This window comes from Fulvitalea axinellae (genome assembly GCF_036492835.1).
GTDB classification, from domain to species: domain Bacteria; phylum Bacteroidota; class Bacteroidia; order Cytophagales; family Cyclobacteriaceae; genus Fulvitalea; species Fulvitalea axinellae.
The window spans coordinates 30156-50119 of the sequence record NZ_AP025321.1; the positions used below are offsets into that span (position 1 = coordinate 30156).

General features: G+C 56.4%; 3 protein-coding genes. All 3 read right to left on the reverse strand.

The features are described 5' to 3' along the window. Positions 1–225: 225 nt before the first annotated feature. The 3 genes from AABK39_RS26130 to AABK39_RS26140 all read right to left on the reverse strand — a co-directional run bounded on the left by AABK39_RS26130 (position 226) and on the right by AABK39_RS26140 (position 19932). Positions 226–9486 (reverse strand): RHS repeat-associated core domain-containing protein, encoded by a 9261-nt coding sequence (locus AABK39_RS26130; RefSeq protein ID WP_338396104.1) that lies wholly within the window; start codon positions 9484–9486, stop codon positions 226–228. Positions 9487–10120: 634 nt separating this feature from the next. Next, positions 10121–10591, reverse strand: a complete 471-nt coding sequence (locus AABK39_RS26135) for a hypothetical protein (protein ID WP_338396105.1) — start codon at positions 10589–10591, stop codon at positions 10121–10123. An 11-nt stretch (positions 10592–10602) separates the two neighbouring features. Then, a complete protein-coding gene (locus AABK39_RS26140) occupies positions 10603–19932 on the reverse strand; it encodes an RHS repeat-associated core domain-containing protein (RefSeq protein WP_338396106.1) in 9330 nt (3109 codons plus the stop codon). Positions 19933–19964 lie beyond the last annotated feature (32 nt).

Sequence of the window (19964 nt, forward strand, 5' to 3'; positions counted from 1 at the left end):
GGCCAAATGGCCAATGCGCTCGGGGTAAGTTCCCGGCTAGGAACCTAAATTCAGTTGCGGAATTTAGGTAGGAAGCCGGAAACGGCCGACGACAAGCTTAATCGAGCCGGGGAGGATTTTCCGTTTTTTATGGCATTCCCGCTACGTGGGGGCATGTTGTTGAGATTTCCTTGCTTTAAAATGAATCAATAAAACCATCCTTACTTTTAATAGATTACCTTAATCTTATTTATTGCTGGGTCTGTTGAAATTTTTAGCCTTCCTGTTTTCATTAAATGTTTTATTGAAAGATTTAACATTTTTATTATACATCTTAATGTACTTGTTTTTTTCTGGATCGTTAAGCCACTGCTCTCTTTTCCCTACAGTCTCAGCATTAAAAAGCGCCCGACTGATAAATCCCTCTTGATCTTGTAAGTATCCATTAGCGACACCTTTTATATATTCCTTATAATTCTTAGTTCCTCGTTTAAAGCTGGAATGAGATGTTTGATACATTGCAATTTCAAAATGTTGAAAAACAGCATCTCCAATCCCCTTAAAATGTTGATCTTCGTGAACAAATGTATTTATAAGATTGTGATAATTATTGAATAATGTTTCTCCATTTTCTTGTAATCCCATATTTACCGTTAATTTACCATCTGCTACGGCGGATGCGGCAAGCTTACTTTTTTTATCATTAATAACATTAATACTTTTTATTGGATGAAACGATTTTTTTTGAGACCATATTTTCTTAATAACTTTGACTTGGGTAGAAGAAGAAGATTCAGAGAATAGAATACTTTCTCTATATACAGGAGGTGTGGTAGTATTTTTTATAAAAGGTTTAATAAATTTCGCAAATGATTTAATTGAATTTGCATCACTCTTAATAATACGAATTTCGTCACTGGTGCCATACTTTCCCGCATATCTTCCATCAGCAGTATAATACCATTCCAAGCCTTCCAGCTCAATCCCATCAATAACCCTATTCTCACTAAAAGCATAAGGCGAATTCCAAGGATAATCAGGAGCCAATGGATCCACCGCAAAAAACCTCCCGATCACCGGATCGTGCATCCGGTACTTGTAGTTGACGAAGCCCGTCTCGGTATCGGATTCCTGTCCCTGGAACCCATACCTATACTTCCCTGCGCTAAAGCTACGCCCTTTCATAGTCAAACCAAAGGGGAAATAGTCGTTGGTGGAAAGCACGTCGGGGTTTCCGTCTGCTGAGGCCCTGTCGGAGATTACCGCCAGTACGTTGCCCTGGTGGTTGGTGAGCTCGTAGTTTCTCAAACCTACGCGCAGGTCACCGGCTAGGGTGCCCGTCTGCGGGCGGTACAGGCCCAGCCTCGAACTGCCGTACACGGGCTGTTCGGCCAGCTTTCCGTCCTCGTAGGTGGCCATGGGGTTTCCGGAGGCGTCGCGCAGGTAGCGGGTGGTTCTCTCCTCCCCGTCAGGTGTCCTCACGGTCTTGCTGATCCGGTTTCCGGAGGCGTCGTAGGCGAAGAGGGTTACCTGCTCTCCCGCGTCCAGGGTTTTGCGCACCCGGGCCACCTTGCCGTCGGGCAACCAGTCTATGCGCACCTTGGCGGCCTTGTCCTCCAGCAGGTTGCCGATCTCGTCATACACGTAGTTGTCGGGATCGGTCTGTTCGGCGAAGAGCTCGGGCTTTTCCTCCGGCACGGGCTCGGCCCTGAACAGGGCCTGGGCGCCTGCTTTCACCTCGAATCCCGGCTTCAGGAGGATCTCCCCGGCCACGGCTTCCACGTCCCTGCCGGCTTCCACGGAGGCGCCGGCGCCCGATACGGTCAGCGAGCGGTAGTGCTCCGGCTGTCTGTCGGGCAGGGGCTCGTTGTCGTACACCCGCTCGTCCCAGCCGGCGGGCTTGGAGCTTCCGCCCACGGCGGCGGCCACCTCGGGGTCGTTGAGCACGCGGCGCAGGCGGTTGTCGGCCAGTTCGCCGTCGGCGTCCCGGTTGTAGGAATAGGAGAACTTATGCCCCAGCTCCCCGTCCTTGTTCCTGCGCTCCAGCGTCAGGATATTGCCGTTGGCGTCGTAGGAATAGTCGGTGTCGTAGGGCATCACGGCCTCGCGCGCGGCGAAGGCCCCCGTGGCGGCCTCGTATCCCCGCAGGCTCCGGGCCTTGACCAGCCGGTTCAGCTGGTCGTACCTGTACAGCATGCCCTGCACGCCCTTTTCCCTGGCGCCGTCCTGCCGGCCGGCGTAGGGCAGGTCGGTGACCATCCAGGATATGTTGCCGTTGTACAGCCCGCGGTTTCCGTTTTCGGCTTCCTGCTTTTCCCATAGCCCGGCCTCGCCCTTGGGGGCTTTTCCGGCGTTTACGGGGCTGTAGTCGCCCTCATAGTAGCCCAGCCTGTAGGCGAAGGCGTCCTTGGTCGCGGCGCTTCCGGGATCGGATTCGTCCCCCACGGCGTTCACGCCCTTGAGCCATCCCTGCAGGGTGTAGTAGTAGTCCGTTCCCTGCGGGGCGGCCTGTCCCAGCTCCACGCGGCGCAGGGGCCCGTGGGCGTAGTAGCGGTAGGTGGCCTCGCGGTGCCAGACCAACCTGTCGGCGGAGGTGTGCACCTCCAGCAGGCGGTTGTCGGCGTCGTAGTCGTAGCGGTGGGCGAACTGGTCGGGCTTCCCGAACTGGTAGAAGACGTAGCTCACGTTTCCGCTGAGCAAATCGTACACGTAGTCGGTCCGCTTCGGATCCAGTCCGGGCTGGCACTGCACCAGGCTCTTGACGTTGCCGTGTATGTCGTAGCTGTAGTGCGCGGTGACGGCATCGCCTCCGGGGCCCTCCTCCAGGCGCTCGGTCCAGGCCACGCGTTTGCGGAGGTTTTCCGGTTCGAAGTCTTGCGGAAAGCCTTCCGGCAACAGGTCCTGCGCCGCGCGCCGGTCGTAGTGCGTGCGGGTGACGTGCCTGAGGGTCAGGCCAGTGTCGTCCGGCCCCGGATAGGCGGGGTTGTTCAGCTTGGCCCGCAGATCGTCGGGGTCGTCGTCGTCATTGTCTTCCCCGTCGTCCATGGACAGGTCGGTTGCGAAGCCCTCCATCTCGCCGCTTTCCACGGTACGGCCCAGGGCGTCGTACTTGATGTAGGAGGCTTTGTCCTCGCGGGCCTGCCGGGCGTTCTGCGAGAGGCGCAGGCGCCCCAGCGCGTCGTAGCGGAAGTGGACGGCTCCCCCGTCGGGGCTCCGTTGCCACGCCAGGCGGTTCAGGGCGTCGTACTGGTAGCGCGTGCGCAGGCGGTGGGCCGGGTACAGGCTTTCGTCAAGGTTTTCCAGGGCCCCGGGATCGGCGCCGGAGTCCCGCAGGCGTTTTTTGGTTGCGAGCTCGGCCACCTTCGTCTTGTCCAGCGGCGCCACGCCCTCGGGGGGCACGGTCTCCTTCAGGTTGCCGGCCTGGTCGTAGTAGTAGAGCGTGTAGTGGTGCTCCTTGGGGGTATACTCGTAGGCCAGGCGGTCGGTCCTGATATTGTCCATGCAGGCCGTCTCGCTCAGGCGGTAGAACTCCGACATTTTGGCGTCGTAGAGGCTGTCGATGGTTTGGCGCTTGCGCTCCTCTACGATCCGCTCCACGTTTTTCTCGCACTGCTCGCGCAGGATGTGCGTGTACTCCGTGGCGGTGTAGACGCGGTAGAACCAGTTGGTGCCGGTGGTGGTCGGGGTCAGGCAGAGGGTGGGGACGGTCCGCTTTATGTCGTATTGTTTGACGATGGGTTGTCCCGGGTCGTATTCGACTCTCCCGGGGAAGTATACGTATTGTAGGGAGTGGTTTATCCCCCAGTAAGGGGGATGGCTATCGTCGAGATATGACAATGTTTCCAGAGGGTTATTAAATTTTGAAACGCTTTCATCCAACTTGATTTTAAGCCGGATATCGCCCATGTGTTTCCGATACACGATTTCTTTTTGGTCCGGATAAAAACCTGAGGGAGTAGCCTGTGCCCCGTTTTGGGGCTGGACAGTTTTCCAGCCGTCTCCACTGTTGGATTCCCATCGGAAAGAGAAAAGTTGACCGAGCTTATCGGAACAAGTTACCGGGTCGATATCACCGGCGTTTATCACCGATCCGTCGGAGAACTCCATTGACACTTCGCTGGCGAACTGTGTGTAATTCCCCAAATGTTCAAAAGGTTGGGACAAGAGATCCGGGTTTGGTTTCTCCGGATTATCCAAGTCGACAATATTGGTAAACCGCAACTTATTGCCAGATATACTCAAATAATATGATGACCAGCTGTAGTTATCATTCTCTTCAGAAATAACAATTTCCTCAATATTGTTATTGTCCAATAACCTACGTGAGTCATGCCAATTTTCTTTTGCGACTATTATTTTTCTTATGCTATTTCCCCTTAGGGATATCATATCGGTTAGGACCTCCGAGAACTCTTCAATCCTGTTGTTTTCAAGCAACATTACCCTCAATGGGCCGACACTTCCGTCGTATTCTGACATTTTCCACTTATCCGGAATACTGGTCAACCTGTTGTTGTTCAATGTCAGATGGTAGTATACGTTAGGTCCTTTGTGTGGATACTCCGTTATTTGGTTTCCATCCAGTCTAAGTACAAAATAAGCTCCGGGCATATCATGGACATCGTGGCCACAATCCTCTTCGCAGGTTGAGGGTGAGAGCTCGGGTATAATTTCAATCTTATTGTTTCTGAGGTCAAGTTGTTCCAGAGCGTTTCTGTATTCAATCCAACCAGGTTCGCCCCACTCCGGAACAGGTTCATGCACCTTGCGATATCCTTTGTAAAGCGATTCGGGGAATACCTCAAAGGAGTTATCCGCCAACGAGAGTAAGCGTAGTTCACTTCGAACCAATTCGCTAAAATTGGAAGGTAGTGACGACAGTTTATTATGGCTAAGGTCAAGGTCCGCAAGCTGTTTGTTATTGTCGCAAAATGCTTGCGGGATTTCCTCAATCCCAAGATTGGAGAGCCCTAGGCCTATAAGGTTGGAGAAATGCGCGCCATCGTATAGGCTCGGAGGGATTTCGCCAAAAGGGTTGTCCCCGATATCAAGTTTGGTAAGGTTCGGGAACTTGCCGTTAAGCCCGAAATCGTGGGGGAGGGAGGTCAGGTCGTTTCCTTTGAGATAAATCTGGCGTATCCGGGCTTCACCGTCTTCCGAACAACCCGGTATTTGCGTAATCCGGTTGTTGTTGAGTATCAGCGCTTCGGGGAACATGTCCCAGACATTATTCGGAAGGGCGGATATTTCGTTAAACGACAGGTTCACCGTTGAGGCGTCTGTCACGCCCCATCCCTGCGGGAATGTGTTCAGGCGGTTATGTGCGAGGTCAATGTCGTACGCATATTGCGGAAGGTCTCCCGACATTCCGGTAAATTGGTTGTTGCTAAGGTATAGCTGGCTAAGTTCCTCAAGTCCGCCCAAGTCCGGTATCTGCCCTGAAAGTTGGTTATGGGAAAGGTTAAGGTCCCCCAGTTGTCCGAGAGTGGAGATTGAGGCGGGGATTGTCCCTGAAAGATTATTGTTCTGCAGGTTAAGAAAATACAGTTGGGGCATATTTCCCAAATCGGGAATTGCCCCCGAAAGGTTGTTGTTCTGCAGGTTAAGGTGGTACAGTTGGGACAGGTTACCCAAATCGGGAATTGGTCCGCTGAGATTGTTATCGTCCAACCGTATAGTGGATAATTGTGTCGAACTGCCAAGGTTGGGAATATGTCCGCTGAGTCGGTTATTATAGAGTTCCAGCCACATAATGTCCTTGAAGCCGTCCAAAGAGGGTATGGGTCCCTCCAAACTGTTAGACGACAGGTTCAGGTTTTCCAGCTTTTTAAGGTCGCTGAGACTTGAGGGCAACTGTCCTTTTAGGTTTACCCGTTGGAGATCGATGCCCCTGATATGCCCGTCATATACGGACACCCCCGTCAGGTCCGCGATGTTGGCCGAATTCGGATTCTTGACAAATTCGGCCCAGGCTTCTTTTCCGTAATCCAATTGCCAATCGTCCCCTCCCGTAGCGTTGTAGAGGTCGACCAGCGCGTCGATTTCCTTTTTCGGGATCGAGGGGTCGGCCATGTCGGTGTTGGCCGTCGGGGCCACGGCCCCGATCCCCATCACGGCCAGTGCGTCGGCCATGATCTTGGCCTCGTCGCTTTGGACCTGTTTTTCCGCCGACTTCCGGCTCAGGGACGGCGGAACGAAGCCCGCGGAGGCCGAGGGGTTTTCCGGCGTCGCCCGTACGGAATTGCCCGAGGCTGACGCCACCCGGGAGCTCCCCTGTCCGAAGGCGGGGAAGGGTTCGGGTACGAGAATCTCTTTCTCCTCGGCGCATCCGAAGGGGTTCTCTATGACGAATTCCTTCTCGACGATATCGCAATCCTTTTCTTTGAACATCGCTATGATGGCGTCCAGGTCGGGGTCCACGCCCACGTCGGCCTTGTCGAAGAAGCCGAACATGAAGGCCAGGTGTTTTTTTCTCCGGAAATAGGAGACGATGTGTTCGATTAGGATCTCCTTCTCCCCTTCCTCCAGCACGGTGCCGCACAGCGAGGTCACGGCCTTTATCTGCAGGTCCACACGGTCGGCGTTTATATCCGTTCCGGTGTTCAGGCTCACGTACCCGTCGTCCAGGCCCAGGGTGTTTTTGAATTTGTCGACCTGATTGTCAAAATCGTCCTTGTCCTTCCAGCCGTCGGGAAACGAGGCCTCGGGGTTTTTCTTTTCGGCCATGGCGGGGCAGGACCACTCCTTCTGTTCCTCGCCCTCCCCCACTTCTATGCCGTCCCGGGCCATCTCGCGCACCAGGAGTTTCTTGGCCTCCTCGTAATACCCGCGGTAGATGTCCCAGCGCTGCTTGTCGATCTTGTCGGCAAGCGCCTCGCCGGTCTCGGTGCGGAGCAGTTCGGCGTAGAGCACGTGTACGGGGCTGGCGCCCTTTTCCGGCGCCTTCCAGAAGTCCCTGTCCTGCGGGTCGGCTATGCGCTCGGCGCTTCCGCGCAGGTCGTCGCCCAGCTCGAACTCCATCAGGTCCCAGAACCGGTCCTCCTTTTTCTTGCCGTACCCTTGGGTGAAGAAGGGGTCGTGCTCCAGCAGGTATTCCGTCACGGCGAACTCTTCCCGGTACTTGTTCCCGGGCACGGCCAGGGCCTCGTCCCTCAGGGTCTTCCACTCCCGTTTCCGGCTGAGCTGCATGGCGTACACCTCGCCGGCGACGTTGTCCGCGCAGTACTCGTATTCGCAGTGGCGATCGTGGGCGCGGATATTCTCCTCGTTTATCTCTATGCCCTTGCCGTCCAGGTCGGAGAGTATCTCGGTCATGATGCTCTCGCACTCGGCGTTGGCGTTGTCGAGGAAGGCCTCGGCGATCAGCTCCTCGGCTCCGGCGCCTCCGCCGTCGACGGGACAGTCCTCTTTCAGCACGGTTATCATCTCTGTGTAATGCTCCTCGATAGCCTCTATCTCGGCGGTCAGGTCGATGCTGTTCCGGATCTCCTCGACGCTCCAGTCCCGCACGCGCACCTCCTTGTACACGGCGTATTCCCCTATTTCCGCGAGGACGGCGGTCATGGGTTCGGGCTCAAGGGCGCTGACGGCCTCGCAGTTCGAGGCGTTAAGGTCGGCGGTCAGGATATCGGTCACCTTGCCGGAAGGGTTGCGCAGGGGCACGCGTTCGCCGGCCGGGTCTATCAGGTAGAACGTCACCGCGTAGCGGCACTCCATGCATCCCGCCACGGCGATTTCTTTGGCCTGCGCGGCCAGGTTGTAGGTGAAGGTGTAGGCGGTGTTGGGCGCCACGTTCAGGAATCGGTATTCGGTGATCCTGCGGTCGCCCGAAGTGACGTGCCGGCCGGTGAGGTCCACCTCCAGCGTCTGGCTCCCCTCCCCGATGCTCGAGAGCGGATCAACGTTTCCGGGGGCCTCTCCGGTGAGCGATGTGGCAACGGTCTTGCCCCTCAGGTCGGTGTAGGCCAGGGAGGCCTGCCCGTTGGGGTCCACGGTGGCTTTTTTGCGGTATTGCGAAGCGTCCCCGGCGTTGGGGCCGAACAGGCGGTAGAGTTCCTCCTGCGAGGGGTCGGTGTAGAAGTGCCTTACGGCCCTTCCCCCGCCGTCTCGGAAGGCCTCCCCGGCGCCGGCCTGGCGCCGTACCCTGCCGGTGGCGTCGCGGGTGTATTCGGTGTGGGCGTAGGCGTAACCTTCGGCGTCGGGAATCATGGCGCCCGCCTGGGTGTTGGCGTCGGGGTTGCGGGGGGAGTAGTACCTCGCGGCGCCGGACCCGTCGTCGAGCTTCGCGTTTTCGGCCCTGCCGTTGTTGTAGAGGTTCCGCTCTTTCCCCCGTTTCCCTCCGGGCGTGGCGAAGGCGTTGAAATCGGGGATATAGTCGAGCGTGCGCTCTTGGGCGGGAACCGCCAGCGGCGTGGCGGAGGGGCGCCCTTCGTAGTCGTAGAAATTCTCTGCCACGGCCACGCGGTTTTCGGTGCCCAGGTCGGTGATGGCTTGCCTGTTGCGCATGCCGTCGTCGAAGTAGCTTACGGAGGTCTTGCGTTTGCCCTCCTCGGCGAATCCGGTGACGCGTTGCCAGTGCTCGCCGGACTTGCCGGCTATCTGCATGCCGTAGTTCTTGTAGTCCCAGCCTTCGGCCCCGGCGAACATCCAGGGGCCCGTTTCCCTTGCGGTTCCGCCTTTTCCGTCATCGGTATAGGCCACGGCCCGCACGCGGGCGAATATCCTGCCTTCGGGATGCAGGGCGTCGATGTGGATCCGGGTGTCCCGGACGCTTACGCGTACGGGTTCCTTGTAGGTGTAGGGGTCGGTGATTCCGGGTTCGTAACCTCCGTCCCGCATGTCGACGAACACCCACTCGGCGTCGTATTCGGCCACGCCCGCTCCGGCGGACTCCCAGGAGAGCAGGGCCCGGTGCGATTTGGCGCGGACATTGTCCAGGTGGACCCCGAACTCCGTCTCCAGGTCGGCCTCGGGTTTCGAGTGCCAGTTTTCGGTCAGTTCTACGCCGTCGACGGGTACTTTACCCTCGGTGGTGATGGAGGTGACGGCCAGGCTGTATTGGTTGCCTCCGTCGCAGTCGAGGTCGTTGCCGGTGTGGAAACGGCGCTGGGCGTAGCGTCCGGCCCGTGAGTCTAGCGAAAGGGAGAACACGGCCAGAGGCTCTTCCTGGCTCGCCTTGCGGAGCTCCACCCCGAGGGTCAGCTTCCAGGGGCCGTCGTCCGTTTTTCCGAGTCCGTTGTCGGCCAGGACCAGCTCCAGGGCGTACTCGCCCTCGGGGCAGGCGTTGCCCCCGAAGGGGTTGTAGGGCTTGCCCTCCTCCAGTTCGGAGAGGGGGAAGGTCTTGGTCAGGGCCAGCTTGGCCCGCGTCCGCCCGTCGCGCCCGGTGAGGGCCCAGCCGGGGATTTCGGGGCCGTCCTGCGCCGGCGAGGGCGTTACGGCCGTCCAGATCGCGAAAAGTGCGGCCAGGGCGCGCAGGCCAGCCTTGGCGATGGGGTTCTCGAAAAACATGTCGTGTCGGTTTAAAAATATTCTCCGGTTCCGCCTTAAAAGTTGGGGACGGAACGTCATTGGTTTTAAAAACTATGCCTTACCACAAAGGGGGAAGCCTAAGTTAAAAAGCTACCGTTTTGCCCTTTGTCGATTAATACCCTATCGTTATCTCTAGATACCGCACTATAAGCGGCTTGGACTATTTGCATATCACTACCGTGAATGAATTATATTTTTCAGGTAGGGAAATTTAGGGTGAAGGCAATAAGTATATATCAAGCAATAAATATAAAAATAATTTGTAACATGTTATTATGTTTCTGTGATATAGAAAATGAATGTTAAAAATTATAACAATTAATAATACGTATTGTAATCCTTTATAAAACTTATAGAGGCTTTATCGCTCCTCTTTTTGACTTTTTTTGTTTGTATTATATCACTCTCATGCATGTTTGTTGAGCCCTTCGAGTTCTTAGTTTTCTGTTGAAAAGAAAACCCGCTAAACATAAAAAATCCGGCATGCCATACACACCGGATTTTCCATGCATTTTTTATTGATACAGCCCTTGCGTTACAGTCAAATGGCCAATGCGCTCGGCGTGAGTTTCCGGCTAGGACATATACTTGTGTTAGCGGGGAGGGGGTAAATCTAGATACTAATGATATTCTTCACACAATCAAAGATAACAGTATCCTGTTTATCAATAATTGTTTGTAGTCTCATGCCTACAGTCGGTACAGCTACTCCAGTATGATTTTTCTTTCTGAATCTACCGTAGTGTGTGATTTCGTAAACACCATGAAATACTTCATCATCTGAAGATTTGATTTCTAAATACATAATTCCATCTTTTCGAAACATTCTCCATGTGCTTTCACACATGTGTCGGGTATTTTCCATCTCATGCTTATCTAAAAGAACAGGGAAAACACAAGTTAAATCTTTGTTAAGAAAGAAATAATGACATGAAATAGGCAAGTCCCATTTAGATACTTTTTTTCCGTTAATAATTGCAAATTGTATGCTCCAGGAACCCTCTAAATGTGTCCATCTGGGTTTACATCCTAACATTATTAAACTAATAGCAATGCATATTAACGCTGAATTTATTGATTGCATAAATATTTTTACTAAAGGGGGAAGCTTTTTATGAATTCTATAAATTTTCTGTCGTTGAAGGCATCTCTTTTCGCCTGATCGAATTGGCCTTTTAAATAGAAAGGATCTTTCTTTTTATCATATTTGTAAATAGTTGGATTTTTCGATATTTCATTAACGATTTTCATACCTATCTCATAGATTTCTTTGTTTTTTGAGGGGTTGACCCCCGTTAACACAACATTAGATATGGCGCCTAAGTCTTGTTTATTTTTAAATTTTTCAGGGAACCAATCTTTATTTATTGCGATTTCCATGTCCTTAATGACATTATTTGCGAATAATAAACGATGAGACTCTATAAGCTCCATATCCTTATTGTTGGCGTATATATTATATGCTTCCAATCCAAATTTTAAGACTTCAAGAGTAACGGAAATGGCAGAGGTTGCCCGCGTTTTCATTACATTATAGGTCATACCATTAAGAAACCGCTGTGATTGGAATTTTGGATTATATTTATATCGTCCCATACCCTCTACTTCATGCCTTCCCGTAACATAATGAGGATCATTCGCTCCATATCCATTGTCAAGGTTTAGCATGTCAGGGAAGGTTGGAAGTGCGGGAGCCTCTATTTGTCCTACTAACGTTGATTTTCCGATGTATCCTGGGTCCCAAGTGCTTACTAAATTGTGGAAGTTGTCTTCTTCAACGGCAGCTATCTCTGAGCTTCTCCAAGCGGTCCTAAATCCTAGGTTCATATTATCGAGATTAATGTGCAGTTCTCCGTTTGTAACCTTTACACGAGCCTCATCTTTATTTAAATATTCTAACCCGTCTAGGTCTACCCCGTCAATCGGGCGGTTAGAAGCAAATTGATAAGGCGTCAACATCGGGTAACTTTTTGTTAACGGATCCACGCTCAAGAATTTTGCTATAGCCGGGTTATAAATCCTGAACCCGTAGTCATAATTCGTATGACCACCCCACTCGCCGTTCTCATCCTTCTCCTTGCCGTTGAACCCATACCTATACTTTCCCGCACTAAAGCTACGCCCTTTCATGGTCAAACCAAAGGGGAAATAGTCGTTGGTGGAAAGCACGTCGGGGTTTCCGTCTGCTGAGGCTTTGTCGGAGATTACCGCCAGCACGTTGCCCAGGTGGTTGGTGAGCTCGTAGTTGCGCAACCCTACGCGCAGGTCTCCCGCCGGGGTGCCCGTCCGCGGGCGGTACAGGCCGAGCCTCGAACTGCCGTACACGGGCTGTTCGGCCAGCTTACCGTCCTCGTAGGTGGCCATGGGGTTTCCGGAGGCGTCGCGCAGGTAGTGGGTGGTTCTCTCCTCCCCGTCAGGTGTCCTCACGGTCTTGCTTATGCGGTTTCCGGAGGCGTCGTAGGCGAAAAGGGTCACCTGCTCTCCCGCGTCCAGGGTTTTGCGCACCCGGGCCACCTTGCCGTCGGGCAACCAGTCTATGCGCACCTTGGCGGCCTTGTCCTCCAGAAGGTTGCCGATCTCGTCATACACGTAGTTGTCGGGATCGGTCTGTTCGGCGAAGAGCTCGGGCTTTTCCTCCGGCACTGGCTCGGCCCTGAACAGGGCCTGGGCGCCGGCCTTCACCTCGAATCCCGGCTTCAGGAGGATCTCCCCGGCCACGGCTTCCACGTCCCTGCCGGCTTCCACGGAGGCGCCGGCGCCCGAGACGGTCAGCGAGCGGTAGTGCTCCGGCTGTCTGTCGGGCAGGGGCTCGTTGTCGTACACCCTCTCGTCCCAGCCGGCGGGCTTGGAGCTTCCGCCCACGGCGGCGGCCACCTCGGGATCGTTGAGTACGCGGCGCAGGCGGTTGTCGGCCAGTTCGCCGTCGGCGTCCCGGTTGTAGGAATAGGAGAACTTATGCCCCAGCTCCCCGTCCTTGTTCCTGCGCTCCAGCGTCAGGATATTGCCGTTGGCGTCGTAGGAATAGTCGGTGTCGTAGGGCATCACGGCTTCGCGCGCGGCGAAGGCCCCCGTGGCGGCCGCATAGCCCGAAAGACTCCGGGCCTTGACCAGCCGGTTCAGCTGGTCGTACCTGTACAGCATGCCCTGCACGCCCTTCTCCCTGGCGCCGTCCTGTTCGCCGGCGTAGGGCAGGTCGGTGACCATCCAGGATATGTTGCCGTTGTACAGCCCGCGGTTGCCGTTTTCGGCCTCCTGCTTTTCCCATAGCCCGGCCTCGCCTTTGGGGGCTTTTCCGGCGTTTACGGGGCTGTAGTCGCCCTCATAGTAGCCCAGCCTGTAGGCGAAGGCGTCCTTGGCCGCGGCGCTTCCGGGGTCGGATTCGTCCCCCACGGCGTTCACGCCCTTGAGCCATCCCTGCAGGGTGTAGTAGTAGTCCGTCCCCTGCGGGGCGGCGGCCTGGCCCAGCTCCACGCGGCGCAGGGGCCCGTGGGCGTAGTAGCGGTAGGTGGCTTCGCGGTGCCACACCAGCCTGTCGGCGGAGGTGTGCACCTCCAGCAGGCGGTTGTCGGCGTCGTAGTCGTAGCGGTGGGCGAACTGGTCGGGCTTTCCGAACTGGTAGAAGACGTAGTTCACGTTTCCGCTGAGCAAATCGTACACGTAGTCGGTCCGCTTCGGCTCCAGTCCGGACTGGCACTGCACCAGGCTCTTGACATTGCCGTGTATGTCGTAGCTGTAGTGCGCGGTGACGGCCTCGCCTCCGGGCCCCTCCTCCAGGCGCTCGGTCCAGGATACCCGCTTGCGGAGGTTTTCCGGTTCGAAGTCCTGCGGAAAGCCTTCCGGCAACAGGTCCTGCGCCGCGCGGCGGTCGTAGTGCGTGCGGGTGACGTGCCTGAGGGTCAGGCCCGCGTCGTCCGGCCCCGGATAGGCGGGGTTGTTCAGCTTGTCCCGCAGGTCGCCGGGGTCGTCGTCGTCATTGCTTTCCCCGTCGTCCATGGACAGGTCGGTGGCGAATCCCTCCATCTCGCCGCTCTCCACGGTACGGCCCAGGGCGTCGTACTTGATATAGGAGGCCTTGTCCTCTCGGGCCTGCCGGGCGTTCTGCGAGAGGCGCAGGCGCCCCAGCGCGTCGTAGCGGAAGTGGACGGCTCCCCCGTCGGGGCTCCGTTGCCACGCCAGGCGGTTCAGGGCGTCATATTGGTAGCGCGTGCGCAGGCGGTGGGCCGGGTACAGGCTTTCGTCCAGGTTTTCCAGGGCCCCGGGATCGACGCCGGAGTCCCGCAGGCGTTTTTTGGCCGCGAGTTCGGCCACCTTCGCCTTGTCCAGCGGGGCCACGCCCTCGGGGGGCACGGTCTCTTTCAGGTTGCCGGCCTGGTCGTAGTAGTAGAGCGTGTAGTGGTGCTCCTTGGGGGTATACTCGTAGGCCAGGCGGTCGGTCCTGATATTGTCCATGCAGGCCGTCTCGCTCAGGCGGTAGAACTCCGACATTTTGGCGCTGTAGAGGCTGTCGACGGTTTGGCGCTTGCGCTCCTCTACGATCCGCTCCACGTTTTTCTCGCACTGCTCGCGCAGTATGTGCGTGTACTCCGTGGCGGTGTAGACGCGGTAGAACCAGTGGGTGCCGGTGGTGGTAGGGTTTAGGCAGAGGGTGGGGCGTTTGTTCTCTATCTCGTATTCTTTGACAACCAAAGTTTCGGGAGTAACTAAGTGGCTCCTGTTGGACTCCCAAGGGTTTGAGGGGCTGAAGTGTTTGTGGTCCAGCAAAAGGCTTGAAAAATAGTCCCCGTGATTAATCCCCCCGTTATCATAGCCTTCAAAAATATTGGGAAGACTTTCGTTGACGTAATGTTTCTGCTTGTCAATTTGCTGATGGTTAAACTTAATGCTCAGCTTCAGCCTTTCCATACCGTCTGCTAAAGAGACCTCTCTCTGGCTGGGCGAGAAGCCGTCCGCATCCATATCTGTCTTGTCCCCGGGCAGTACCTGTTTCCAGCCGAGGTCTGTCTCGTATTCCCATTTGAAAGAGAAAAGGCTTCCGTATTCGGACGAGCACGTAACGGGATCGAACATCTGGGCGGATACGAGGGATCTGTCCGCCAATTCGTATTTAACGGAACTTTTCCCCTGAATAAAGTTCGGGAGCTTAAAAATGATGGGTTCCTGAACGCCTTCCCGGACATTCAGGATTTCTTCCGATTTTATAATGTCCGTATACCTTAGGCCGTTATTGGGGTACACAAGCAAATCGACACCCAGCTCCGGCCCCTCAAACACTTTCAGAAAATCCAAATTCTCCATTCCGCTATGCTCCAACAGAACACCGCTTTCGTGGGTTTTATGTGGCCATGACGGAATGGATTTTGAAATCCTGTTGCCGTTTAGTACCGCTTGGGTGGCGTAAATATTTTGGTAGGTGTCAATTTCGTTATAACTCAGGTCCAAAAAGCGCAGGATTTCGTAGAAAGGCAGATAACCTTCGGGTAGCTCCGCCCCGTCCGGCATTTCGGCCGTCCAAGGCGTGGGAATCTTTGTCAACCTGTTGTGTCTCAAGGATAGTCCAGGATGTACCTTGGGGCTTCCCCACGGGTAGTCGGTCAGAAGGTTATGGTCCAACCGGAGATGGTGGAACTTATTGTCGGCTTCCTGATGGCCGCAGTCGTAACAATGGTGGTTAAAAGGGTGTATCAGTTTAGGCAGTTCCGAAATCATATTCCGGGACAAGTCCAATGTTGATATTCCCCTATATTCCACCTCTTCCTCACCCCAATCGTCCGTAATGGTAACCGCGTACGCTTTGCTTAGCATCTGGGGCATTTCCTGAAACCTGTTTCCCGCCAAAAAAAGTCGCTCCAGCCCGGAACGGATAAGGTTTTCAAATCCCGACGGAATATTTAGCAACAAATTGTCGTTGAGGTCCAAAGTGTTCAGTCCCGCAAATTTTTGGCAGAACGCGGCAGGGACAGCCTCTATCTTGGCGCCCGCCACCCCAAGAGTTTTTAGGTTTCCGAACCGTGACGGATCCATCAAATCGTCGAGAACGGATGGCGACAGTTTGTTTCCTCCGATGTCGAGGACCTTTAGGCCGGGGAAAAGATCATTTTTGCCGAAATCACCGGGCAGTGCCAGAAGTTTATTGTTGCGGAGATATATCTGTTTGGTGTTTCCGCTTCCGGAAGGAAGACTTGAGATTTCGTTGTTGTTGAGGAAAATTGAGCCGTAGGTCTTTGCCCAGAAGTTTTCCGGGAGTCCGGACAGTTGGTTATAGGATAAAAACACTACGGGCATAGCGTATAAACCCTCGTAATCCCCTTCATAATCAGGCCGGGGAATGGAGAGGCTTTCGGGAATCCCCCGGACCAAGTTGTTCGAAAAGTTAAGCAGGGTTATATTTTTGGAAGTGATCCTGTCGGGAAGTCCGACGATCTTGTTGCTGTTTATGTCGAATTTTTCCAGATAAGTCAATTCTCCCAGATCCGGAATTTTACCGTCCAGACTGTTATGGTGGAGAATCACCACCCTCAAGTTTTCAAGTTGGGAGATCGATGGGGACACAGGGCCGGAGAACGCGTTCGCGCTAAGGTCAAGGGTCTCCAGGTCCGCAAAGGCCGAAAGGTCCGGCATTTCCCCCGAAAGGCTGTTGGAGGCCAAAACCAGCGTGGTTAGGCCGGGCATATCGAGTGGGGGGACGCTTCCCCGGAGTTTGTTGTTTTCCAGATTCAGGGAGGTAAGCTTCCTGAAGTCGTTGATACTGGCCGGAATGTTTCCGTCAAGCGAAGCCGAATACAGTTCTATTCCCGTCACGTGCCCGTCCATTACGGTCAAGCCCGCAAGGTCCGAAACGGACACCGATGCCGGGTCCTGGACAAAAGATTTCCACAGGGCTTTGCTTTCGGGATAGAGATAATAGCTTCCGTGCCAATCGTCCCCTCCCGTAGCGTTGTAGAGGTCGACCAGCGCGTCGATTTCCTTTTTGGGGATAGAGGGGTTGGCCATGTCGGTGTTGGCTGTCGGGGCCACGGCCCCGATCCCCATCACGGCCAAGGCGTCGGCCATGATCTTGTCCTCGTCGCTTTGGACCTGTTTTTCCGCCGACTTCCGGCTCAGGGACGGCGGAACGAAGCCCGCGGAGGCCGAGGGGTTTTCCGGTGCCGCCCGTACGGAATTGCCCGAGGCTGACGCCACCCGGGAGCTCCCCTGTCCGAAGGCGGGGAAGGGTTCGGGCACGACAATCTCTTTCTCCTCGGCGCATCCGAAGGGGTTCTCTATGACGAACTCCTTCTCGACGATATCGCAATCCTTTTCTTTGAACATCGCTATGATGGCGTCCAGGTCGGGGTCCACGCCCACGTCGGCCTTGTCGAAGAAGCCGAACATGAAGGCCAGGTGTTTTTTTCTCCGGAAATAGGAGACGATGTGTTCGGTAAGAATCTCCTTCTCCCCTTCCTCCAGCACGGTGCCGCACAGCGAGGTCACGGCCTTTATCTGCAGGTCCACACGGTCGGCGTTTATATCCGTTCCGGTGTTCAGGCTCACGTACCCGTCGTCCAGGCCCAGAGTGTTTTTGAATTTGTCGACCTGATTGTCAAAATCGTCCTTGTCCTTCCACCCGTCGGGGAACGAGGCCTCGGGGTTTTTCTTTTCGGCCATGGCGGGGCAGGACCACTCCTTCTGTTCCTCGCCCTCCCCCACTTCTATGCCGTCCCGGGCCATCTCGCGCACCAGGAGTTTCTTGGCCTCCTCGTAATACCCGCGGTAGATGTCCCAGCGCTGCTTGTCGATCTTGTCGGCAAGCGCCTCGCCGGTCTCGGTGCGGAGCAGTTCGGCGTAGAGCACGTGTACGGGGCTGGCGCCCTTTTCCGGCGCCTTCCAGAAGTCCCTGTCCTGCGGGTCGGCTATGCGCTCGGCGCTTCCGCGCAGGTCGTCGCCCAGCTCGAACTCCATCAGGTCCCAGAACCGGTCCTCCTTTTTCTTGCCGTACCCTTGGGTGAAGAAGGGGTCGTGCTCCAGCAGGTATTCCGTCACGGCGAACTCTTCCCGGTACTTGTTCCCGGGCACGGCCAGGGCCTCGTCCCTCAGGGCCTTCCACTCCCGTTTCCGGCTGAGCTGCATGGCGTACACCTCGCCGGCGACGTTGTCCGCGCAGTACTCGTATTCGCAGTGGCGGTCGTGGGCGCGGATATTCTCCTCGTTTATCTCTATGCCCTTATCGTCCAGGTCGGAGAGTATCTCGGTCATGATGCTCTCGCACTCGGCGTTGGCGTTGTCGAGGAAGGCCTCGGCGATCAGCTCCTCGGCTCCGGCTCCCCCGCCGTCGACGGGACAGTCCTCTTTCAGCACGGTTATCATCTCTGTGTAATGCTCCTCGATAGCCTCTATCTCGGCGGTCAGGTCGATGCTGTTCCGGATCTCCTCTACGCTCCAGTCCCGCACCCGGACCTCCTTGTACACGGCGTATTCCCCGATCTCCGCGAGGACGGCGGTCATGGGTTCGGGCTCAAGGGCGCTGACGGCCTCGCAGTTCGAGGCGTTAAGGTCGGCGGTCAGGATATCGGTGACTTTGCCGGAGGGGTTGCGCAGGGGCACGCGGTCGCCGGCCGGATCTATCAGGTAGAACGTCACCGCGTAGCGGCACTCCATGCATCCCGCCACGGCGATTTCTTTGGCCTGCGCGGCCAGGTTGTAGGTGAAGGTGTAGGCGGTGTTGGGCGCCACGTTCAGGAATCGGTATTCGGTGATCCTGCGGTCGCCCGAAGTGACGTGCCGGCCGGTGAGGTCCACCTCCAGCGTCTGGCTCCCCTCCCCGATGCTTGCGAGCGGGTCCACGTTTCCGGGGGCCTCTCCGGTGAGGGCCGTGGCCACGGTTTTTCCCCTCAGGTCGGTGTAGACCAGGGAGGCCTGCCCGTTGGGGTCCACGGTGGCTTTTTTGCGGTATTGCGAGGCGTCCCCGGCGTTGGGGCCGAACAGGCGGTACAGCTCCTCCTGCGAGGGATCGGTGTAGAAGTGCCTTACGGCCCTTCCCCCGCCGTCTCGGAAGGCCTCCCCGGCGCCGGCCTGGCGCCGTACCCTGCCGGTGGCGTCGCGGGTGTATTCGGTATGGGCGTAGGCGTAACCTTCGGCGTCGGGAATCATGGCGCCCGCCTGGGTGTTGGCGTCGGGGTTGCGGGGGGAGTAGTACCTCGCGGCGCCGGACCCGTCGTCGAGCTTCGCGTTTTCGGCCCTGCCGTTGTCGTAGAGGTTCCGCTCTTTCCCCCGTTTCCCTCCGGGCGTGGCGAAGGCGTTGAAGTCGGGGATATAGTCGAGCGTGCGCTCTTGGGCGGGAACCGCCAGCGGCGTGGCGGAGGGGCGCCCTTCGTAGTCGTAGAAATTCTCTGCCACGGCCACGCGGTTTTCGGTGCCCAGGTCGGTGATGGCTTGCCTGTTGCGCATGCCGTCGTCGAAGTAGCTTACGGAGGTCTTGCGTTTGCCCTCCTCGGCGAATCCGGTGACGCGCTGCCAGTGTTCGCCGGACTTGCCGGCTATCTGCATGCCGTAGTTCTTGTAGTCCCAGCCTTCGGCCCCGGCGAACATCCAGGGGCCCGTTTCCCTTGCGGTTCCGCCTTTTCCGTCATCGGTATAGGCCACGGCCCGCACGCGGGCGAATATCCTGCCTTCGGGATGCAGGGCGTCGATGTGGATCCGGGTGTCCCGGACGCTTACGCGTACGGGTTCCTTGTAGGTGTAGGGGTCGGTGATTCCGGGTTCGTAACCTCCGTCCCGCATGTCGACGAACACCCACTCGGCGTCGTATTCGGAAACGCCCGCTCCGGCGGACTCCCAGGAGAGCAGGGCGCGGTGCGATTTGGCGCGGACATTGTCCAGGTGGACCCCGAACGTCGCCTCCAGATCGGCCTCGGGTTTCGAGTGCCAGTTTTCGGTCAGCTCCACGCCGTCGACGGGTACTTTACCCTCGGTTGTAATGGAGGTGACGGCCAGGCTGTATTGGTTGCCTCCGTCGCAGTCGAGGTCGTTGCCGGTGTGGAAACGGCGCTGGGCGTAGCGTCCGGCCCGTGAGTCTAGCGAAAGGGAGAACACGGCCAGAGGCTCTTCCTGGCTCGCCTTGCGGAGCTCCACCCCCAGGGTCAGCTTCCAGGGGCCGTCGTCCAGTTTTCCGAGCCCGTTGTCGGCCAGGACTAGTTCCAGGGCGTACTCGCCCTCGGGGCAGGCGTTGCCCCCGAAGGGGTTGTAGGGCTTGCCCTCCTCCAGTTCGGAGAGGGGAAAGGTCTTGGCCAAGGCCAGTTTGGCCTTCGTCCGACCGTCGCGCCCGGTGAGGGCCCAGCCGGGGATTTCGGGGCCGTCTTGCGCCATCGTAGGCGTTATGGCCGTCCATATCGCGAAAAGTGTGGCCAGGGCGCGCAGGCCAGCCTTGGCGATGGGATTCTCGAAAAACATGTCGTGTCGGTTTAAAAATATCTTTTTCCCCG